The sequence below is a fragment of the Anaerobacillus sp. 63XJN7_4_ISO-PGPR-S23-413 genome (genome assembly GCF_056173725.1).
In genome coordinates this window covers 609,312-630,091 of sequence record NZ_CM149688.1, presented here as the reverse complement: position 1 = coordinate 630,091, position 20,780 = coordinate 609,312, and the positions used below count along the sequence as shown (strand labels likewise).

Genomic DNA, 20,780 nt, shown 5'->3' with positions numbered 1-20,780 from the left:
GCCGGGTGTTTCGTTTATCTAGTAATCTCTTCCACTATATCTGCAGAAGACATATCCGTTTGAAGTTCATATTCACCTGGCTGAACTGCCATTTCTTTGTCCATGTCTCGAAGCGATTTAATAAAATCATCCGATTTCTTTACTAGCTTCTTGTCTTCTAGACTTTGAGCAACTTCCTGACTAGTCATTCCTTCCTTAATAGTAAAGGTGATTTTCTCAGGTTGATCAGAGACTTTTTCTTTCTCTGCCTTTTCTTTTGGAGCCTGATTTTCGCTCACTTGTTGATTCTGAGTCACTTCTTTTTCTTTCAAAGAATCATACTCTTCCTTTTTAACCATAACCATGCCTTTTTCTTCTAAATGCTGTTCAACGGCAGCTTCTGTTAACTTATTGCCATCCTCTGCTTTTGCTGGAGAAAACAAAAAGTAATAGGCCGTTAACAAAAGCGCAGCGAATAAAAGACCAGCCCCAATTCCTTTTGCTTCTTGCTTACTCATTAGGACCACCACTTACAGATTTTGTTTTGCTTTCTAGCATTTCAGTACGTTTCTTAACCGTTTTCAACTCTTTCATTAAGTTGATATAAACGTCATCAACCTGACCTTTCACTTCTTTAGCGTAGTCCTTAACAAAATACGAGTAAATAAAGAAACCAAGTGAAGCGGCAAGTAAAACAAAAATAATCGTTAACATTGCTTTTCCCCCTATTAAATGTTTGGCATTCTCTCTATGTATTGCACTTATTATAATCCAACTAAATTCTTTCGCGTCGATCTGTAGGTTTTTGTCGTTTTTAATTTAAACTTATCACCTATAGTAAATAAGTTAAGTTACCTAATAAATATATAACCTAGTAAACTCATCAAAGTTTCAACATTCCGAAAAAGGAAATCACAAAAAAACTAGAAAAAACCGACATAAATCGACCTTTTCTAGTTTACCTATATTTGCTTCAATTGACAATAGTCCTTTAATGGAAAAACGCTTCTTCTCTTATTCTTCATTCACCAATTGAATGAAATGATACAGTATTCTTGCCGTCATCCCCCAGATGACATAGTCACGATAATAGTAAAAGAACTCCGGCATACTTGAGGATGACCAATTATATTCTTCACCATTCGGAATAAGATGAAACGGGAATCCTTCATCTGGCTGTACATGTACACGTATATCATGTCGCTCTGGTGGGTGATTCTTAAAATGAGATAAAGGAACTGTAAACACTTCCTCTACTTCATCTGGATTAGGTGATAATTCAGAGTCTGATTGGATCATCCCCGCAAACGGGTATACGATAGATTGGAATGATGTAACTAGGAAATCAAGTTCCCCCATTACAGTAACTTCTCTTTCTAAAACACCGAGCTCTTCACAAGTTTCTCTTACTGCTGCATTTTTCGGGTTTTTGTCGTGCTGATCTACTTTACCACCCGGAAAACAAACCTCTCCCGGCTGTCTTCTTAACGACCGTGCTCGAACTTCAAATAATACATGTAGCTCTCCATTCCGTTCTATTAAAGGCAAGAGAACGGCAAATTTATAAAAGCGCTCATTTCCAAGGACTTCTGCACTTCTGCCATTTATCCTAGCTTGAATATCTACTAACGATGGCTTCATTCTATCGAACTCCTTCTGTAGAACTTATCTCACTCTATTATATGGCATTTATAACGGTATATCCTCCACTTTGTCTTTGAAGATTGAAATAAGGTTTTAAGTTCATTCCTTTGAATTGTAACTTTCTAGGATGTCACCTCGTCTAATAAACAAAGGAGTGATGGGATGCTTAAATATGTGATGATAGGAACAATGGTACTCCTTACTTTGACCGGATGTGGAGAGGAGAACGCAACTATGAATACAAACAACAATACAAGTGAGCAAGTATCTGGTTCTTCTGGCATAGTAGCTGGATCTCTTGAACCTACCCTGCAGCTTGAAACAACGGAAAGCGGAGCGGCAACTTTCTTATATCGTATTCAAAACCAAACAGAGAGAGTCCAATCTATCCACTTTCCAAGTAGTCAAAAGTATGACTATACACTTTCGAATGAGCAAGGAGAAGTAATTAAAACCTATTCCGCTACCAAAAGCTTTTTGAAAGAAGAAGAGAACGTTACATTAAAACAAGCTGAATCACTCGAGTACTCCATTATTGTAGATGAACTTACACCAGGATCCTATACACTAGAAGTTTGGCTAGCAACAGATGGAGAAGGCCAGTTCAAACAATCCATTGATTTTACAATCGATTAAAACAAAATGAGCTGGCGCCTTTTATGAGGTTCCAGCTCGTTCTTTCTTCCTCATTCATCAGTTCTTATTTCCAAACATCATCAAGGTATTGCTTCGATAACGTTTGATAGTAAGCAGCTTGAACAGAGAGTGCGGCAGAAATAAGTAGTTTCTCAATATCTTTTTTTTGATTTTCCGTTACTTCATGGAAAACATTAGACAACTCAATTGACTTCTTTTTAAACTCTTCCTTTGAAGGTTTTATTTTCGTATGAATCACTTCAAAAAGCTGCGAGTACGCAGTATAAAAGGTTAATGGATCGATTAAGTCATCATTTCGATCCGCCGGGTTATTAAAAGCAAATTTCAATAGAAGGCGGATGCTTTCGAAATCGTGCGTATTCTTCAAGTCTTCTACAATAAATAAAATTGCCGCTTGTTCTATTGCGTATTTCTTACCTAATTGTGGTGGACCAATCCACTCTTTAATATCTCTTTTCACCCAATTTTGAACAGCAGTGGATCGGAAACTTGCATACTCTAGCTGATTACCAAGCGTTACAATTTCATTAATAGATAAGCCGAAAGCACCTTCAGTCACTTTCAATAACTTATCAAAAATAGCTGGTATTTCTGTTCTTCCTTTTCCGGACCTTTTCATCGCTCTCAATAAAATTTCATCTGGCTTTTCCTCTGCGCGAATCGTCTGAAGAAAATTTCCCATTTCAGTTCTAGTTAAATAAAAGTCTCTCATCTTCCACCTCTACATTTAAGGTCATTTGAACTTATCGTATAGTTTCTTTATGGAAATTTCAAGAAGGGCACACATAAATGAGATATTTGGGCTCAAAATTGCACTTGTGTTAGTAACTGATTCATATCTAGGTGAATATCCTGTGTTGTGTAAAGGAGGAATCGCTTATGAACATGTACGGGAACCAAATGAATCAGAACGTTCTAGGTGCGATGCAGGGACATTCTCCGAATCAGGCAGTTCAAGGAGCCATGCAGGGTAATCAAATGCCTCACCAGGCAGTGCAAGGGGCCATGCAGGGGCCGAATATGCAAAACAACGCCGTTCAAGGGGCAATGTTTGGAGAAGAAAAACAGCTTATGGGTGATATGAAACAGTTATGCAAAAGGTATAACACCTATCATGCTAAAGTAAGAATGCAGGATGGGATGGAGTATGAAGGAATTATTATGGACTCAGATGATGAGCACATGGGTATGATGATCCCTCAAGAAGTAGAAGAAAGCGAAGGTCAAGATACGGATAGACAATATGGCCGCTATCGCTATCGCAGATTCGGGCGCTTTTTCTTTCCTTTAGCTGGAATTGCAGCTCTTAGTCTCATTCCTTACTATCGCCCCTATTATCCCTACGGCTATCCGCCATATTACTATTAAGAAAAAAGGAAGCCAAACGGCTTCCTTTTTTCTATGAATATTTCAAAAAACACTACCTCATACTTAATGAAATTTTCCCAAATTGGGAACTATCACTCAAATGAGCAAAAGCCTTTTGAATATCGTCAAAAGAATAGACTTCATCCATAATTGGCCTGATAGAATGTTCATTTACGAAAGATACCATCTCTAGAAATTCCTCAGCGCTTCCCATCGTTGAGCCAAGCAAGTTATATTGGCCGTAAAAAAATGAGCGCAAGTCAAATTCAATTGCATCCCCTGTTGAAGAGCCGAAAATAACAATGGTTCCACCCTTTTTCAGTACTCCGAGAGATCGATTGAACGTAGCTGCACCGACACTTTCAATAACCAAATCAACGTTTTCACCCTCAGCTGCTTCAGTCCAATCCTCTTCATCGGCAAGAGCTCGATCTGCACCAAGTCGAAGAGCGGCCTTTCGCTTAGATTCACTTCTGGAACTAACAATCACTCTCGCACCAGCCGCTTTCGCAAACTTAAGCAAGAACGTTGCTACGCCTCCACCAATTCCAGGAATAAAAACAGTTTGTCCTCTTCGAAGTTGCCCTCTTGTAAATAATGAACGATACGCCGTTAATCCGGCCAAACCTATGACAGATGCTTCTTCAAAGGTAAGGTTTTCTGGCTTTTTCACAGCATTTTCAGCTGGAACAACGATCGTTTCAGCAAATGTACCATCACCTGGAAAGCCTACAATTTGAAATCCAGCTGGAGGAACAGGAGAATTCTTTTCCCAACCAAGACCGGGGTTAATGATCACTTCATCACCTTCATGAATCTCATCAACGCCTTCACCAACTGCAACGACAACACCAGCACCGTCTGAACCAAGAATAACGTCTGGATCTTTCGGATCGTGACGATCTGGTATAAATAGATCTCTGTGATTTAACCCCACTGCCTTTAGTTTAATCTTCACTTCACCTTTGCGAGGCTCCGACTCGACAATATGATCTTTAAGCGATAGCCCTTTATGACCTGCTTCATTGCCATGAACAAATCCTTTCATATGTAAAAGCTCCTTTCCATATTTATAGACATTCGAAATCTAGTGCAAGGACATCTCTCATTCCAACCTCTTTCAAGTATGCGACTACTTCTTGGTGCGCCGGGTGTGGACCATATGCTTCTAGCGCTTCTTTTGATTCAAACCGAACCGTTAGAGCACTTTCGAAGCCCTGACTACGATCAGTGAAGTTATTTCCTGCTTGAATATCAATAATTCCAGGAATTTTCTCCTTAACTTGAATTAATCTTCTCATGCCCTCTTCTTTCTGATCCATGGTCGTTTCTTCACTGAATTTAAATAAAACAACGTGTTCAATCACTCTATTTCCTCCTTCTTATATCAAGCCTGTCAATTCAATATGACAAGTTAAGTTAATCAAAAAAAGCGCCAGGAAACAAATGATATCCCTGGCACCTCTGCTTATATATTTCCCCAAAAACCGTGATTTATAACCTCTTATTTACTTAGCCAGGTATACTCGTGTCCCCAGCTATCTATTGCGAGTGATTTCACAATTGAGATGTGCTCGGCTTCAACCGCATACGCATCTCCTTGTTCATAAGGATTATAATGAAACGCATATAAACGCGATGTAAATTCTTCAAATGGTAGCGAGCTTTCTCCTGAAAGCTCCCCTTTTCCCATAACAGTGGATTCAATTCCCTGACCCCAATTCTGGGAACCATCATTATTAGGATTATAAAAATAAACGCGATACTCTCCATCAGGACTCTTTGCGATTCTTTGGATGGAAACAGCATGGAACCCAAGCATTTTTCCATGAACATTCGTAATGAAGATCCCAACTGGATTCGGATAAATTAATTCGTATTCATCGTTGTATTCAGGATGATGCGTCGCATAAAACAATCTGACGAAACCAGGATAGTCTGTTACGCTGCCAGTAATCGGCTCGATAACGGTACTAAAGCCTTTTTGAACCCAATTTCCATAAAAAGCAGGGTTGACCCAGCGATGTCCATCTTCTCCTCTTAGCGCTACTCTGCTCATCATCTCACTGTATATTCGATCGAGATGTGGAACGAGTACAAGCGACACCGGGTCAAGCTCTGGGTGAAGATCAGGAGCGAGACCACCTTGAAGATCTTTCGAATGAATTTGAACACCTTCAAACACCATATCAATGTCACCATCTCTTGCAGCTCTTGGAATGATCTCAAGTAGATAGCCAGGAGCATGCTGAGCCCATAGGCTTATTCCTCTTGCCGCTTGACATGTTGGATTAAGTCCTTGACCAACACCGAGCGGCTGTCCAAGGACGCTAATGACACCTGCAAGCAAAATGCTATTAGCCGTTAACCCTTCACCTTCTCCAACTGTATTGAATAATGCGCTTCGAACTTCTGGACGTATATCTAGCTCAATCATACGTCTTAATCCAGGCATAACTGGAGAAGCCGAAAGCACCCCTCTCTCTAATAACAATGCTAATCCATAGACGGATTGGCAAGTAGACGGAAAAAGCGCAACTTTAATGAGCTGATAAATAAGCTCCCCATGTTCTTCAAGATTCGCCTTCCCCTTCCCAGTTAATTGAAGTAATACAGGTAGAAGGTGAGGTGATTTTCGACTTAAGAAGCGAGCAAGCACACTATGGTGTGGAGAACAAAGACCGGTTTTTCTCATAGAAAGACCGAGTAACTCACTTTCTCTTCGAAGCTCTTCTGTTGATAGTCCCATCAGTTGTTTACGGTATTCATTCGGCAACTGATAAGTGTGACTTAATTCAGAAGGGCCTTCAATCGAAGCCACGTATCCTTCAAGAGTAGACCGCTGCTCTTCACTGGTTTCTGACCTCAACATTTCCTTAGCCATTTTAATCATGGACACTGTTCTTTTAACCGTAATTGGTCGTTGAGCGGTTAAACGTTCAATCTCATAGATCAGTGTTTCTGATAAAGCACTTGAAGAGAGATACTGTGATATAAATTGAAACAGCCTCTGTGTTTCAATCGTATTCTCCTTCTCCTCGATTCGGGAAGCTTCTGAAGCATTTGGGAAAAGGATATCTAGATTTAACGCCATAACTTCGTTTAAAAAGTCCATCGCCATTTCTTGTGAGACCTTTGGATGACTTCCCTTTCCTTCCGCAATCGCAAGCATACGCAGATCGCTAAGCATTTCGATCACGTAAGGAAGACCCTTTGCTTGAAGCGATCCTGCAACAAGAGGCGGCTGGAGCTTTGAGGGATCTTCCCATGGACCATCCTGGAATACTCCCGCTTCATCAAAACGTTGAGCGTATTGATATAGAAACTCAAGACCTTCATCGGTTTCCAAAAGCCGATTCGCTTCCTGGAAAACGTCTGTCTGATAGCGAGATTTCGCATAGGATGGTGCTTCTTCAAGACGAGTGAGTGATCTGGAAAACCTTGCAATCTTTCCTTCTGTTACTTCAGATGGCATGCTAAATTCTCCTTTATGGTAAAAATAATTATCTACAGATAGAAATCATATTTTTCGTAGTCTACAAGTAACCGCGTCATCTCCGCACTGTCATCTCCGAAGAAGAAAATGGTCCCATAATGATTACCGAAACCGACCCGCTCAGCTACTTTCCCCTGCGGAGGAGTAAACATATCATGCTTCTCAAAGAATTGATGTTCCTCAAGCTCTTCAGGAATATTTAATTCCTCAATGTAATTCACATGTGGATGTACCATTAAACAACCCGCATATCCCATAGCTTCATCTTCGCCAGGAAAGAATTTTCTTAACTCTTCTTCAGTCGTATTTGGATCACTACATAGAATTTGAGCTTCATAAGCACTAAAACCGTAAGCGCGTTCAATTAGATCAAAAATATGGCCACCTGGTACTCTAGCAGCTACTTCTCCGAAGTGAAGTGTGCCATCAGGCATAATGAAATACTCAGGATGAATCACGCCGTTCTCCACTTCGAACGCTTCGATTAATTGTTCAATCGCTTTCCGGATAACGGGACGCTTCTCTTCAAGAGAAGGAGAAGGTGGAACAAAGTTTGAGTACCCAAGTTTTACGTATTCTGTTATATTAAGAAATTGAATTTTCCCATCATGTACAAAAACCTCACATGAGAATTCCTGCCCATCCAAATGACTTTCCATTAATAAAGGAAAATCAGTATCTGTTAATGCATCAATATCTGCAGGATCATCGATGGCTCGATGTCCTACTGAACCAGCCTTATCTAAAGGCTTACAATGAATCGGCTCGTATTTATCTCCATCCACTTTCAAAAGAGCATCGTTGACCCTTTTAAGAAAGCGCTTTACATCTTCCTTGTCTCTTGCTTCTTCGAAAACACCTACTTTAATACCAGCCATCTGTGCCTTTCGTTTCATCATTCCTTTATCTCTTAACAATAAAGAACGGTTAAATAATCTAGGCTCTTCTCTAAAGCGAGAATTCAGAGCTCCTGCCCATTCCACACACTCTTCATAAAGGGGGACAGCAACCTCTGCGCCTAAAGCTTTAAGTTGCTTATAGAGTTTGTCTGATCCTTCATTCAATCTATCAAACTCCCAACCTACGAAAGTGATGTCATGCTTCTCGGCATAATCCTTAAAATCAGGAGGACCAACCACTACAAAAGGCCGATTCAACTTGTCACAGGCCTCAATTGCGGGAAGACTCCATCCAATCAATGCTGTTAAATATGGAATTGTCTTTCCTTCTGGCTGACTTTCTTGTAACGTCTGGTTCATTTCTAGTTGATCCAGTTCCATTTTGTTCTCGCTCCTTTATGAAATAGTAGAGAAGTCTTTCCTGACCTTCCTTATCTAACGTAGCAGATTTGAAGACTAATTTTAACTAATATTCTGACTTTTCGACCTATAAATACAAAACAAGTCACAATACTTTACCATTCGACAACGCTATAGAAAAAGTACAGTCAGGATACCATAATTATACCTTCCCTCTTTTTGTAAAAAAGTAACAAAAAAAACCATGGAAACAAAGTTTTTTCTTTTCTTTTTTTGAATTCACTCGCGAATGAGCCAAAAAACGAGATATCAATAATATAAGCTACTATAGCTAATAAAAAAGAAAGGCGCTCCATTGGAACGACTTTCAAGAATGTGACTTATTTTTCTTTTGATACGACGAGTTTATCTTCTACAACTTCAACTGTAACTGACTGAAGGTCTCCTTCATCCACTAGTATATCGGCAATACCATCTTCAACATGTTCTTCGATCACTCTGCGAAGTGGTCGCGCACCAAACTGCGGATTATAGCCAAGTGAAGCTAACTTCTCTTTCGCTTCATCGCTAATTGTAAGAGAAATATTCTGTTCCTCGAGACTCTCATCCAAATCTTCAATCATTAAATCAACGATTGTAACGAGACTGGATTGTTCGAGTGATTTAAATGGAATAATTCCATCAAAGCGATTCAAGAACTCGGGTCTAAAGTAACCACCAAGACTCTCCATCACATCCGTGTAGCTTTCAGCTGATTCAAAACCAACTGTAATTCTGCGCTCTGACGTTCCAGCATTACTTGTCATAATAATAACCGTATCTTTAAAGCTAACAGTTCTACCTTGACTATCAGTTAATCGTCCATCATCAAGAATTTGTAAGAACATATTTTGAACATCAGGATGAGCTTTTTCAACTTCATCAATTAATATGATGCTATATGGCTTACGTCTTACTCGCTCGGTTAATTGCCCAGCTTCTTCATGACCAACATAACCAGGAGGCGAGCCGATTAACTTAGATACAGAGTGTTTCTCCATATACTCACTCATATCAAGACGGATCATGGCTTCACGATCACCAAACATTTCTTCTGCAAGTGATCGGGATAGCTCTGTTTTACCGACTCCTGTTGGTCCAACGAATAGGAAGGAACCTATTGGACGATTTTGACGTTTCAATCCGGCACGACTTCTGCGAATCGCTTTAGCGACTCTATTTACGGCATCTTCCTGACCAATTACTTTCGCATTAAGTCGATCCGCAAGATTTTTCATTTTCGTTTGTTCATCTTCGCGAAGTTTACGTACTGGAATACCTGTTTTTCCTTCTATAATGTGTTGAATCTCTTCAAGAGACACTAAATGATTCACACTTGATTTATTTTTCAGCGATTGCTCAAGCTGCTCCTCAAGCTGTAATTCTTCAGTTCTTAACTTGGCAGCACGCTCATAATCTTCTGCTTCGGCTGCTTTATTTTTTTCAGCAGCTATTTCTGTTAGACGTTGCTGAATTTCATCGTGGCTAGACTCTGCAAACGTTAAGTTCAATTTCGCCCCTGCTTCATCCATTAAATCGATCGCTTTATCTGGCAAGAAGCGGTCTTGAATGAAACGATTAGACAATGTTACACATGCTTTAATGGCTTCATCTGTGTACTTGACTTCATGATAGTCTTCATACTTAGACTGCAAACCTTTCAATATTTCAATGGCTTCATCTACCGTTGGCTCATTAACCATAACTGGTTGGAAGCGACGCTCAAGCGCTGCGTCTTTCTCAATCTGGCGATACTCTTTGAGAGTGGTTGCCCCAATTAACTGAAGTTCACCTCTAGCTAACGCTGGTTTCAAAATGTTACCTGCATCCATTGAGCCTTCAGCAGATCCAGCTCCAACGATTTGATGTAGTTCATCCACGAACAAAATAACATTCTTTCTACTTTGAAGCTCAGAAATTAACTGTTTCATCCGCTCTTCAAATTGACCACGAACACCTGTGTTTGAAACGAGTGAAGCTACATCAAGTAAATAAATTTCTTTGTTTTTTAGCTTAGAAGGGACATTGCCCTCTGTTATCCGAAGAGCAAGGCCTTCCGCTATGGCTGTCTTCCCGACACCAGCTTCCCCAATCAAGACAGGGTTGTTTTTATTTCGGCGGTTTAACGTCTCAATCACTCTTGATACTTCATTCTCTCTCCCGATAACCGGATCAATTAATCCAGCTTTTGCGGCGTCAGAAAGATTTCGTCCCAAGTCATCAAGTAAGCCACCTTTTCCATTTCCAAACTCGGTTTGCGGCCCCTCCTGTTGTGCGTTAAATCCATGTTGACCTGATTGGTTCATAAAGGATTGAAAGAACTCATCCATTTGACCTTTTGGTGATGATGCAGTTTGACCATTCATCACTTTTGCGTAACACGTACTACAAAGGTGTACTTGTTTCTTATTCTGATTCATCTGGACATTAAGTTGAACCGATGCTTGATTTTGTTGACAATGATCACAAAGCATATGATGGCCTCCTTATAATATATATAACGTACATTTTATGAAATTAAGATAAAAGGTGAAAGATACTCGCTTTGACTTTGACTATCTTTGACCTTGTAACCATATTATAATTTGACTATCTTTGACTTTCAAGTCTTTTGCTCATCCAAATTTTATTTTTTTCTAACTGATTAACGACTCAGGAAAATATCATTCATATATGGTCCTTAAAAATATTTGTAATATTTGAAATAGAGGAATTTTTTCAGAGGTTGGATAATAGATTGTAATAACTACTTTTCGACAAAGGGGTATACAAGTTTACTAGTACGGTAACAATGATGATAGATTACAAAGGGAGGATATCTTATGAATGATTCAGTCTATCAATTGATTGTTGAAACAACCGTCAAACGAGTGCCTAGCTGTCACGAGACGCCTGAGGATTTCTTCATTGCCCTTGATGATCGGGAATATCCATATTTAATCTTACCCACGCCTAAGGAAATGTTTGATAATGATGATGTGTTCACAATTCGTTTAATTCCGGATGCCCTCAACAAATTTCGATTTGAATTGGACAACTCATTCACCAAATTATCCTTCAGACGCTTTTCTACCTTCTTTGATGATAAAACATACTACTTTGGCCCCGACGACAATATGTTGATTCATTTTCTAAAGTCGCCCGTTTACAGAAGCTATGTCGCATGGGTAAGTCACTTGTATTTTAAACGCATTGATGACCTTATTGAACGGTATAACAATGAACAGCTTCCTGAAGAAAGAAAATCCATTAAAGCGAAACTTTCTCGCCTTCTGATCGAAGCTTAATCTCGAAGCGATCTACTTCATTCTGGACAAGTTTAGTTCCTTCCTCAAGTGAATCATACGTTAGGTTAATAATGTTACCTTCGTTCTCATATGCTTTGTATTCATAACGAGGATCATAATAATAAATCAGGAGCCGTTCAACAATCAAGGCATAGTCATTCTCAGCAAGAGCATCGGCAATTACTTCTTTATCTTCATTCGAAAATCGCTTCTCAATTTTGTTAATAGCTCCTGTGATTTCTTCGTGATGATGTTCAGGATGATACGTATTTAAGATCGTACGAATTCGATAAGAAAGCGGGGCGTGGACTTGTATACGCGTCCCTTTTTGTTTGCCTTCTAAAATAAACTCTGGAATGATAATATTTCCAAGTCGCTTACTTTCAGATTCAATGATGTAATAAGACGTTTCTCCAATTTCTCCTAGTCTATGGTATAGCATGGCTTCAAATTCTTTTTGACTTCTTTCAGGCAAATCAACTCTTCCAAATACAGAACCTCGATGAGCTGCAAGTCCCTCAAGATCAAGAACAGGATAGCCCTTCTCTTCTAAATCATTCAGTATTTCAGTTTTAGATGTACCGGTTAGTCCTTCCAAAACAAGATAGGGTGTCGTCTGATTCGCTAAGTATTCTAAACCAGCCGTCACTTTTTGTCTGTAGGAACGAATACCTCCTTCTAGCTGTCGGCATGGCAGTCCCATCATGTCAAAAATAACTGTCAAACTTTTACTTCTCATTCCGCCTCGCCAGCAGTAAATAGCAAATTCTTTACCTTTTGTTATTTCCTTCGCTCGTTTATAAAACTCAGGAAGTAAGGGCGAAACAAGAGAAATCCCTAATTCCTTCGCTGCTTCAGTTCCTTTTTTCTTATATGTTGTTCCGACAATTTCTCTTTCTTCATTAGAGAAAATAGGTAGGTTCACAGCACCTGGGATATGAAACTTTTCATATTCTGCCGGTGTACGAACATCCAATAAGAGCATCTTGCTTTCCAAAACTTCATCGATTGTTATTGTTTTCATGACATTCATCCTTTATATATTTACATAGCACAAGTATATCATCATCTCTTTGCCAAGTTCATTTGTACTGTTTATCCAATGTATAAATGGGGAAATTTGATAGTGAGGTGATAAAATGAATGCGTCAACTATGCTAACAGAAGTTCGTAACACGCTTACTGAATGGGTAGGCGGACATCTTATCATTGAGAAAAAAGAACAAGACGATCTCGATAAAACCATCATGAAACTCGAAGATTTTGTATTTCAACACAGAGGGGAGACCGTCGATGATTACACGGCTTCGACACTCCTTCAACTTAAAGGCGAGGGCAAAGTCATTTCAGACGAAGCTACAGCCCCTCTTCCACACTCCACTTTTGAAATTCCTTTAGAAGATATAAACGATGTTAAAAAGCATTCAGACGAGCTGATCGTACTTACAGAACGCGCGTCTTATCACATCAACTACAATTCCAATTAAAGGAACCAAAGGTGGTTCCTTTTTTTGTTGCCTACTTTATTAAAGGCATATCTTAAAATAATGAGTAATATGCTGATCATAGATGAGCTATATAGGGAGGTATTGAGATGGATAATAAAGACGTAACAACGGTTCCTGATCAAACAATAAGACAATGGGCTATGTATGTTCATCTCTCTGCATTGAGTGGTTATTTAATTCCTCTGGGACATATTATTGGTCCAATCATCCTCTGGTCAATTAAAAGAGAAGATGAACCGTTTATCGATGATCAAGGAAAAGAATCCATTAACTTCCAAATAAGTATGACACTCTATCTAGTCATTGCTGGGATCTTAAGTCTAGTCCTTATAGGGCTTATCCTTCTCCCTATTCTACTTGTCATGCACCTTATCTTTATTGTGATTGCATCGGTCAAGTCGAATCAGGGCACTTTATATCGCTACCCCTTAACCATTCGATTTGTATCTTGAATTTTCAAGAATTTCAAGCGTTTACACATAATTTAGGTATGTCCATGTTATAATGAAACTAAACTTATGATGTGGAGGGTCTGCTCTTGGCTGTTAAGGAAAAAGAATGGAACCGTTTTACTGTATGGGCACTTGCCTTTATGGTTTGGATCGTTCCTATTGCTTTTGTTATTGGTTTCTACATAATTTCACGTCCACAGTAAAACCAGCGTCAATGCGCTGGTTTTTTTAATTCTCTTAAAAGCAGGTTTCATCACTACATATGATGGGAATTGTTCCTTATACACAGCTTAAAGGAGGATTTATTCATGAAGGAATTTACAGTAGCACCAAATAAAGATGTAACAGGTTGGTACGTTAAAATTGAGGACGTCGCTCCAACAGACCTCTACGATATGCGCTCAACAGCTATTGAAAAAGCAGAGGAAATGGCTAAAGGAGATTCTCCAAGTCGCCTATTGATTTTAAATGAACAGCATGAAGTTGAAGAAGAACGCTCATTTTAATCTACATAAAGAAGCCCTCCGTAGCTTACGGAGGGCTTCTTTATTTTTATTTCAAATAGGATTTCATTAAAAAGAACGAAGGGAAATCCCTTCGCTCTTTACTGTTTCTATTTGTTTCCGCCGCTCTTTTTTCCACCCTTTTTCCCAATTTCCTCATAGAATTCTTTATCTTGATTTTTGGATGTTTGGTTTCCACCTTTTTCTCCAATTTCTTGATAAAACTCTTTATCGTGTTCTCGAGCGGTTTTCTTACCACCCTTTTCTCCAATTTCCTCGAAGAATTCTTTATCATGCTCTTGAGCCGTTTTATTACCGCCCTTTTCTCCTATCTCTTGATAGAACTCTTGATCATGCTCTTTTGCTGTTTTTTCTCCACCTTTTTCTCCAATATCCTGATAAAACTCTTTGTTATGTTCTCTTGATGTTTTTTTGCCACCTTTACGTCCTGCTTCTTCTCTGCTCATTTTGTCATTACTATTGTTAGCCATTTAAAAAACCTCCTCTAGTAATTTTTTTACATCTTGCGCTACACTTGTTGTATTCCACCTTACTCAATTGATAAACGGGAAAATGGTTTCTTTTTACATTTTTGATTCTATCTTACTAATACTAGTTCTTATCCGACAAAAAACGCTCCCAACATTGGGAGCGTTTAAATTAAGAATAGTAAACATGGATTGGTTTCTCATATTTCTTAGAAAGTTTCTCAAGAGACTTTTTGACATTGATCAAATCGTCTTTATCAATGCCACAGCCGATTTTGATTTTAAACCCTTTTTCCTCGAACGGTTTCAGTTCCTTTATCATATGTTCAAATGATTTCAACCAGGCGGGATAATTGGTTTGAAGTCCAGCTGGCTTATACTGTCCATACAGATTAGCAATAATACGCTTATTATCTCGACTTAAAGCAAACGAGCATTTACCTAACTTCTTCTTCGGAGAAAACGGAAAGTCTTCATCTGCTTTAGCGGCTTCAGGGTACGTTTCTTTTACTGATTTCGCAATGCCAACATCCATTGCATTAAAACAGTCGCATTGATGTGCAATTACAGTACAGTCACTTTTAAGAAGGTTGCCTTTTTCAAAACGAATCATACATGCACTCTCCTTCGTAAAGAACCCTTTTGTATGATTATAATGAAAATTCTATTAATTTCAATAGGAATATTTTACTTCCTTCAGCATATTATGATAAGTTTCGCACTTCTGAACTCGCTTTTGTATACGTAACTGTATGAAAAACTGGATGACAGTCATTATATTGAAATATTTGTTGCATTGGTTTGTTTTCTATACCTGTACTACCTATATAATAAGTGGCGCCTTTTTCTTGCAAAAGAAACAAACCCAGCTGATGTAATAGCTTTCCGAATCCTTTCCCACGCTGCTGGGGCAATACACCCATGTAAAATAGTCTACCTTCTTCTTCCGTGCCCGGTTCGATAATTGGAATAACTACGCCTAAGAGGTATTTATTCCAATAAACAGAATAGCAGCTAGATTTGTACTGCTCACCAATTTCTTGCTTCATCGCTTCATACTGCATTTCGATAGGGTGAGCGGAAGGAGCATTAAGTGATCCCTCTGAACAGGCTTGCCACAATTCAAGAAAGAGTTTGATATCCCTCTCATCAACTAGCTTATAAGTAATACTACTATTGTGATTAGAATGCATTTTTTCCATTTGAAAACTTTTATAATAGTCGATGGACTCAGACTTTAAAGCAAAAAAATTATTTTCTAGCACCTGTATTTTTAATTCGGAGCATGCTTCTACCGTTACCGTACAGTGAAGAACCTCTTTTGATTCTAGAGCAACATTCAACCGATCAAGTAACAAATCAAATTCAGGACTACTCTTGAGTTTATCTACACCTTCGATTGAAAGGTAGTAAGGTCTTCCATCAAGTAATTTGACACCTAGCTGTTTTTCATGTTCATTCAATGAGAAAACCATACGTTACCCCTGATTATTTTGCATATATACTTCTTCAAATGGTTGAACGACAACAAACCCTTCTCCTTCAAATCTCATTTGAACCGATTCACCACTGCCTCTTCCAAAGAAGGACTTCAGCGACACATCTGTTTGAAAATTCGGCTGCAATTGACCTGACCAGGCAACCGTTGCATTAGGATCTGTAATGACTGGTTTTCCCGGAGTTACTCGAATTGTTAGTGGTTCATAGTGGCTTGTAATGGCAACCATTCCCGGACCCTGACAAGTGACATTAAATAATCCACCTGCCATCATTCCAGTAATCCGTTTCATCATTTTGATATCCCACTGGATGCCATCTTCAAATGCGAGTAAATCGTTTCCATTTACGCTAATTGATTCACCATGTTGCAAATGTAGGATGGAAATCTTCTTCCCAGAATCCGCCAGATATAACTTGCCATTTCCCTCAGCTTTCATTAATGAAGCTCCCTCACCTGTAAGGGCTTTTTTAAACATCTTCCCGAGGCCGTGTTCAAGAATTCCCTCTCTCTCGAATTTAATCTGACCGTTGTAAGTAATCATAGCACCAGATTTCGCCCACACACGCCCTGCGAGATTAACTTCTAACATCCTTGGCGTTTCTAACTCGAAAAATCCTTCTCCTTTATCTTTTTGTTCTGTTGATTGAATAAATTCTTCTATTGAATATCGATTCATTTTCATCTCTCCTTCTAATTAACTATTACGAATAGCTACTGCAAAACGTTTCAATTTTCTACTTAATTTTCAGTTAAATACGAACTCTTACTACTCATTTATTTGTATTTAATAAATAAATTCTGCTTATACTCATCTCTTTTTCATCAAATTGTTTGCACATATCATGTTAAGGGTAAGGTAACATTAACTATAATCGCAAGTAGGAGGTTATCATATGGTTATCGTTTACATTAGTATTGCAATCGTAGTTCTTTCACTTATTTACCTGGGATACATAGCCCTTCAAAATTTCAAAGAAACCAAAAAATCTTTAAATGATTTATCTGAGACCGCAGCGAGGTTTCAAGAAAAAGTAGATAAAATCACTGAGGAAACAAATCAATTAACAGCGACCACTACAACCATTTCTGAAGGCATCCAATCGAAAAAAGAAACCGTTCAAGGCGTAATTCAAGTTGCCAAAGGCACACCTGAACCCTTTAAAAACCTTGTTTCATCAATTAAAAACACGCCAAATCCGCAGCGTGAAGCTAGAGATTCACAGTTAACTGAAATTGGTGATCAACTTGTTGACTTATGGGGAAGATATCGTCTAAAACGGAAATCAAAACATGCGGAGTAAGGGCTATGCCCTTACTTTTTTTGGTCAAATTCAAATGAGGTGGGCTATATTATGAAACAAGCAAGACAAATCATTTTCTTTCTTCTAATGACAACTTCACTTTCGATCATCTTGTTCACATCACTATCACCATCATGGAAATGGGCTGCAGGTATTCTTTATGTAGCCATTCTAGTTTCTATTTTATTCGTACTTTTACTAGAAGGTAGATCTCCATACAAATCGCTTTTATGGATATACGTATTAATCTTCTTTCCCATTGTAGGTTATGTTTTCTTTTTATTTTCTGGTCAACTAGAAGTAAAGGGACATTTATTTAAAGAGAAACGTACGAACGGCCTTGAATTTTTCAAGAAGTACGTAAACTTTCCAGCTTCTGAAAAATGGCATGACCTAAGTGAGCGAAACCAAAATTTCTCAAACCTTATTGCCACGATGGTTGCAAGTCCTATTAGTATGAGATCCACAACGGACCTCTTGCTAAACGGTAGAGAGACGTTTACGGCGATTAAAAATGAAATTCAAAAAGCTGAAACGTACATACATATGGAATATTATACGTTTCGTTCGGATGAACTCGGACTCTCGATCATTGACCTACTCGTTAATAAAGCCAAAGAAGGTGTGGAGGTAAGGGTTCTTTATGATTCAATCGGAAGCCATAACCTTTCAAGAGCTTCTAAAACAGCCCTAAGGGAAGCTGGTGCAAGTGTACAGCAATTTCTCCCAATTAAATATGGATTCGTCAATCAAACCATAAATTTTCGAAATCATCGTAAGATCATTGTCATTGATGGTAAAGTCGGTTTTGTAGGTGGCTTAAATATCGGTGACGAGTATGCTGGAGATATGAATCAAATGGGGTTCTGGCGTGATTCTCACCTACTTGTTAAAGGAGAGGTGCTTTCTGCCCTCCATGGCGTTTTCTTAATGGATTGGTCCTATATGTGTGGTGAGGAACTCCTAAATGGCAAGTACCTCGAAACATATGATGTCGAAGGTGATGGTGGTTCTCAGCTTGTGGCTAGTGGGCCAGATACAAAACGAGGAGCTATGTCCGATCTATATTTCAGTTTGATAACTTCTGCAAAAAAAAGAGTTTGGATTGCTACTCCTTACTTTGTTCCAAACAAAGCCATCCGTACCGCTCTAGCCATGGCTTCTATGAGAGGTATTGAAGTGAGACTCATTGTTCCTGAAGTAAGTGACGGCTTTCTTACCCAATACGGAACAAGATCCTACTTCTCAGAGCTTCTTGATTATGGGGTAGAAATTTATATGTATCGAAAAGGATTTCTCCATCAAAAAATTATGATTGTTGATGATGATCTGGCCACAATCGGCACAGCAAATATGGATATGCGTTCATTGAATTTAAATTTCGAAGTAAATATGTTTCTTTTTCAATCCAAAACGGTTCATGACCTTGTAGCAGCTTATCAAAATGATTTGAATGATTCAGTAAGCGTGACAAAAGACTCTTATAGTAAGCGTGGACTTAAGCACCGCACAAAAGAATCTTTCGCCCGACTGTTTTCACCGGTATTATAACGAGAAGGTACTATCAACGTGAGGTATTTGATTACTATGAAGCTGCATGATTTTAATCAGATATTATGGACGAGAAGATTCCCATTCACTTTTTAATAAAGAATACATGATTAGATTCATATACTCTCCACCAGCGAGAACATAATCACGCAATAGTCCTTCTTGTTGGAATTCCAGTTTGGTTATAAGTTTCCTCGAAGATGCATTGTTTGGATGAATCAATGCACCAATACGATTCATATCTAACTGCTGAAAGGCAAAGGGAATGATGGCTGATAAAGCTTCCGTCATATACCCCTTTCCTTCTTCAGTTTGTTTTAATTCATATCCTATTTCAATGCGATTGACTCGCTTGGCCCAATTATGAAAGCCACAAGTACCAATCAATTCTCCCCTCTCTCTAACCTCTATTCCAAATCGCATCGCCTGCCGTTGCTCAAACCCTTTCTTAAAGCTCATTAACATTCCTTCTACTTCTTCAAGACCGCTCATTTGCTCACTTCCGTAATATTTCATCGTGTGAGGATTCGAAAATATCGACAATAACACAGGAGCATCATCTTCTCTTAATTCTCTTAATCTTAATCGATTTGTAGTTAGTTCTGGAAAACTCTCCATCTCCATGCCATCCACTCCTATATCTCATTTGAATTATTTACACCCAATAACACTTCATATAAAAAAATGCTTAAAGAATGGCTGGCATTCTTTAAGCAAACAAGGGGTAAAACATCTCTTAAAAAAGGGGTCTATCTTATAACGAATAAGCGCTATTAAAAGTTTCAATATTCTATGAATAATTTTCTTCACTCTACCTGAATGGTAAAATAGATTATAAGCACGCTCAAACGATTCTAGGAGTGATCACATTGAAGAAAAAAATATACTTGGTCAGACATTGTAGCGCCTCAGGACAAGAATCTACTGCTTCCTTAACGGCAGAAGGACGCAATCAAGCGACTCAATTAGCACAATCTCTTGGACATATTCCATTTGATAAATTATATAGTTCACCTTTTAGACGTGCCCTTCAATCGATTGAGCCACTCGCTCTTCAATTAGATAAACCAATTACTATTGATGATCGGCTAGAAGAGAGAAAGTTATCTGCTGTTCCTATTGAAAACTGGTTAGAAGAACTTGAGCAAACATTTGTGGATCTGTCTTACACCATTGAAGGCGGAGAATCAAGCCAGCAAGCCATTTCTAGGAGTATTGCGGTTTTAAATGACGCCCTTCTCTATACGAAAGAATATTGTCTTGTCATGACACATGGGAATTTATTAACCTTAATACTGCATCATTTTAATACAGATTATCAGTTCAACACATGGAAGAAACTTCGGAATCCAGACGTCTTCTGCCTTACTTTTCATAATAATACGATCGAATCCATTCAAAACGTTAAGTTATCGGGGGAACCATTGTAATGTCTCAACTCTATTCTCGTTTCCACTGTTGCGCTACTTGCATTCATTTTGAAGTGGTGAAAGCAGAAACAACAAGCTATCGATGCGCAAGACTCGGCTTTGAAACGAAGCCTACCTACCAGTTTAACTGTTGGGAACCAAAAGAAGTTGTTAAGAAAAAAATGGAGAAAGAGAAATCACTAGAAAAGGTGGATGATCCTTCTTCTAAGAAAACTGAGTGAAGTTATCAAAAAACATAAAAAGATGCCTCCCCTAAGAGGAGGTTTCTAGACCGCATTAACTAACGAGTCACTATTCTCATCAGTGTGAGTCATTCG

Annotated in this window: 25 protein-coding genes; 10 read left to right on the top strand and 15 right to left on the bottom strand. The window is 38.7% G+C overall.

Going from position 1 to position 20,780, the window contains the following annotated elements:
* Nucleotides 1–14: 14 nt before the first annotated feature.
* From AC0VYO_RS03495 to AC0VYO_RS03485, 3 genes are all read right to left on the bottom strand, one after another.
* The gene (locus tag AC0VYO_RS03495; protein WP_430246792.1) at nt 15–497 is read right to left on the bottom strand and encodes an endolytic transglycosylase MltG; all 483 of its coding nucleotides are present in this window, start codon (nt 495–497) and stop codon (nt 15–17) included.
* Nucleotides 490–693, bottom strand: a complete 204-nt coding sequence (locus AC0VYO_RS03490) for a hypothetical protein (protein WP_194220200.1) — start codon at nt 691–693, stop codon at nt 490–492. Before AC0VYO_RS03490 ends, AC0VYO_RS03495 begins: the two co-directional genes overlap by 8 nt.
* Before the next feature lie 300 nt (nt 694–993).
* Nucleotides 994–1,620 carry an NUDIX hydrolase gene (locus AC0VYO_RS03485; protein WP_430246794.1) on the bottom strand — a complete coding sequence of 209 codons (627 nt, stop codon included), beginning with the start codon at nt 1,618–1,620 and terminating at the stop codon, nt 994–996.
* A 237-nt stretch (nt 1,621–1,857) separates the two neighbouring features.
* On the opposite strand from AC0VYO_RS03485, the gene AC0VYO_RS03480 reads away from it, so the two are divergent.
* Nucleotides 1,858–2,259: a BsuPI-related putative proteinase inhibitor gene (locus tag AC0VYO_RS03480; RefSeq protein ID WP_430246796.1), complete on the top strand. Its 402-nt coding sequence runs from the start codon at nt 1,858–1,860 to the stop codon at nt 2,257–2,259.
* Nucleotides 2,260–2,323: 64 nt separating this feature from the next.
* Here AC0VYO_RS03480 and AC0VYO_RS03475 read toward each other — a convergent pair whose 3' ends face one another.
* The gene (locus AC0VYO_RS03475; protein WP_475368398.1) at nt 2,324–2,962 is read right to left on the bottom strand and encodes a DUF1836 domain-containing protein; all 639 of its coding nucleotides are present in this window, start codon (nt 2,960–2,962) and stop codon (nt 2,324–2,326) included.
* 197 nt (nt 2,963–3,159) lie between these two features.
* Here AC0VYO_RS03475 and AC0VYO_RS03470 point away from each other — a divergent pair, with 197 nt between their 5' ends.
* Complete coding sequence (locus AC0VYO_RS03470) at nt 3,160–3,648, top strand: hypothetical protein (RefSeq protein ID WP_475366555.1); 489 nt, start codon at nt 3,160–3,162, stop codon at nt 3,646–3,648.
* 52 nt (nt 3,649–3,700) lie between these two features.
* Here AC0VYO_RS03470 and AC0VYO_RS03465 read toward each other — a convergent pair whose 3' ends face one another.
* The 5 genes from AC0VYO_RS03465 to AC0VYO_RS03445 all read right to left on the bottom strand — a co-directional run bounded on the left by AC0VYO_RS03465 (nt 3,701) and on the right by AC0VYO_RS03445 (nt 10,916).
* Nucleotides 3,701–4,696: a zinc-binding dehydrogenase gene (locus tag AC0VYO_RS03465; protein ID WP_475366554.1), complete on the bottom strand. Its 996-nt coding sequence runs from the start codon at nt 4,694–4,696 to the stop codon at nt 3,701–3,703.
* Nucleotides 4,697–4,718: 22 nt separating this feature from the next.
* On the bottom strand, nt 4,719–5,015 hold the full coding sequence (locus tag AC0VYO_RS03460; RefSeq protein ID WP_303533015.1) for a Dabb family protein: 297 nt from the start codon (nt 5,013–5,015) through the stop codon (nt 4,719–4,721).
* Nucleotides 5,016–5,152: 137 nt separating this feature from the next.
* Nucleotides 5,153–7,123 carry a hypothetical protein gene (locus AC0VYO_RS03455; RefSeq protein ID WP_430246802.1) on the bottom strand — a complete coding sequence of 657 codons (1,971 nt, stop codon included), beginning with the start codon at nt 7,121–7,123 and terminating at the stop codon, nt 5,153–5,155.
* A gap of 32 nt (nt 7,124–7,155) precedes the next feature.
* The gene (locus AC0VYO_RS03450) at nt 7,156–8,424 is read right to left on the bottom strand and encodes an ATP-grasp domain-containing protein (RefSeq protein ID WP_475366553.1); all 1,269 of its coding nucleotides are present in this window, start codon (nt 8,422–8,424) and stop codon (nt 7,156–7,158) included.
* Nucleotides 8,425–8,783: 359 nt separating this feature from the next.
* Nucleotides 8,784–10,916 (bottom strand): ATP-dependent Clp protease ATP-binding subunit, encoded by a 2,133-nt coding sequence (locus tag AC0VYO_RS03445; protein WP_475366552.1) that lies wholly within the window; start codon nt 10,914–10,916, stop codon nt 8,784–8,786.
* Nucleotides 10,917–11,264: 348 nt separating this feature from the next.
* Here AC0VYO_RS03445 and AC0VYO_RS03440 point away from each other — a divergent pair, with 348 nt between their 5' ends.
* Nucleotides 11,265–11,729: a hypothetical protein gene (locus tag AC0VYO_RS03440; RefSeq protein ID WP_194220209.1), complete on the top strand. Its 465-nt coding sequence runs from the start codon at nt 11,265–11,267 to the stop codon at nt 11,727–11,729.
* Here the strand turns inward: AC0VYO_RS03440 and mnmH are convergent.
* On the bottom strand, nt 11,692–12,753 hold the full coding sequence (gene mnmH / locus AC0VYO_RS03435) for a tRNA 2-selenouridine(34) synthase MnmH (RefSeq protein WP_475368397.1): 1,062 nt from the start codon (nt 12,751–12,753) through the stop codon (nt 11,692–11,694). The genes AC0VYO_RS03440 and mnmH overlap by 38 nt on opposite strands.
* 115 nt (nt 12,754–12,868) lie before the next feature.
* Here mnmH and ymzB point away from each other — a divergent pair, with 115 nt between their 5' ends.
* From ymzB to AC0VYO_RS03420, 3 genes are all read left to right on the top strand, one after another.
* Complete coding sequence (ymzB, locus tag AC0VYO_RS03430) at nt 12,869–13,216, top strand: protein YmzB (RefSeq protein ID WP_194220211.1); 348 nt, start codon at nt 12,869–12,871, stop codon at nt 13,214–13,216.
* A 107-nt stretch (nt 13,217–13,323) separates the two neighbouring features.
* Complete coding sequence (locus AC0VYO_RS03425; protein ID WP_475368396.1) at nt 13,324–13,689, top strand: DUF4870 domain-containing protein; 366 nt, start codon at nt 13,324–13,326, stop codon at nt 13,687–13,689.
* A gap of 308 nt (nt 13,690–13,997) precedes the next feature.
* Nucleotides 13,998–14,195, top strand: a complete 198-nt coding sequence (locus AC0VYO_RS03420; protein WP_194220213.1) for a DUF2188 domain-containing protein — start codon at nt 13,998–14,000, stop codon at nt 14,193–14,195.
* A 107-nt stretch (nt 14,196–14,302) separates the two neighbouring features.
* Here the strand turns inward: AC0VYO_RS03420 and AC0VYO_RS03415 are convergent, their stop codons facing one another.
* From AC0VYO_RS03415 to AC0VYO_RS03400, 4 genes are all read right to left on the bottom strand, one after another.
* Nucleotides 14,303–14,683, bottom strand: a complete 381-nt coding sequence (locus tag AC0VYO_RS03415; protein WP_194220214.1) for a KGG domain-containing protein — start codon at nt 14,681–14,683, stop codon at nt 14,303–14,305.
* Between the two features lie 169 nt (nt 14,684–14,852).
* Nucleotides 14,853–15,293, bottom strand: coding sequence for a macro domain-containing protein (locus AC0VYO_RS03410; protein WP_194220215.1), 441 nt, complete (start codon nt 15,291–15,293; stop codon nt 14,853–14,855).
* Nucleotides 15,294–15,384: 91 nt separating this feature from the next.
* Nucleotides 15,385–16,143 carry a GNAT family N-acetyltransferase gene (locus AC0VYO_RS03405; protein WP_475368395.1) on the bottom strand — a complete coding sequence of 253 codons (759 nt, stop codon included), beginning with the start codon at nt 16,141–16,143 and terminating at the stop codon, nt 15,385–15,387.
* A gap of 15 nt (nt 16,144–16,158) precedes the next feature.
* The gene (locus AC0VYO_RS03400; protein WP_283152995.1) at nt 16,159–16,857 is read right to left on the bottom strand and encodes an AIM24 family protein; all 699 of its coding nucleotides are present in this window, start codon (nt 16,855–16,857) and stop codon (nt 16,159–16,161) included.
* 217 nt (nt 16,858–17,074) lie between these two features.
* Here AC0VYO_RS03400 and AC0VYO_RS03395 point away from each other — a divergent pair, with 217 nt between their 5' ends.
* Both AC0VYO_RS03395 and cls read left to right on the top strand, forming a co-directional pair.
* The gene (locus AC0VYO_RS03395; protein WP_283152996.1) at nt 17,075–17,482 is read left to right on the top strand and encodes a DUF948 domain-containing protein; all 408 of its coding nucleotides are present in this window, start codon (nt 17,075–17,077) and stop codon (nt 17,480–17,482) included.
* A 51-nt stretch (nt 17,483–17,533) separates the two neighbouring features.
* Nucleotides 17,534–19,033 (top strand): cardiolipin synthase, encoded by a 1,500-nt coding sequence (gene cls, locus AC0VYO_RS03390; protein WP_475366548.1) that lies wholly within the window; start codon nt 17,534–17,536, stop codon nt 19,031–19,033.
* Nucleotides 19,034–19,096: 63 nt separating this feature from the next.
* On the opposite strand, the gene AC0VYO_RS03385 is transcribed toward cls, so the two are convergent.
* Nucleotides 19,097–19,657 (bottom strand): GNAT family N-acetyltransferase, encoded by a 561-nt coding sequence (locus tag AC0VYO_RS03385; protein ID WP_430246821.1) that lies wholly within the window; start codon nt 19,655–19,657, stop codon nt 19,097–19,099.
* A 245-nt stretch (nt 19,658–19,902) separates the two neighbouring features.
* On the opposite strand from AC0VYO_RS03385, the gene AC0VYO_RS03380 reads away from it, so the two are divergent.
* Together AC0VYO_RS03380 and AC0VYO_RS03375 are read left to right on the top strand one after the other, a co-directional pair.
* Entirely contained in the window at nt 19,903–20,463 is a 561-nt protein-coding gene (locus AC0VYO_RS03380; RefSeq protein ID WP_475366547.1) for a histidine phosphatase family protein, read from the top strand.
* Nucleotides 20,463–20,684, top strand: a complete 222-nt coding sequence (locus AC0VYO_RS03375) for a hypothetical protein (protein WP_430246823.1) — start codon at nt 20,463–20,465, stop codon at nt 20,682–20,684. Before AC0VYO_RS03380 ends, AC0VYO_RS03375 begins: the two co-directional genes overlap by 1 nt.
* The last annotated feature ends 96 nt before the right edge of the window (nt 20,685–20,780 follow it).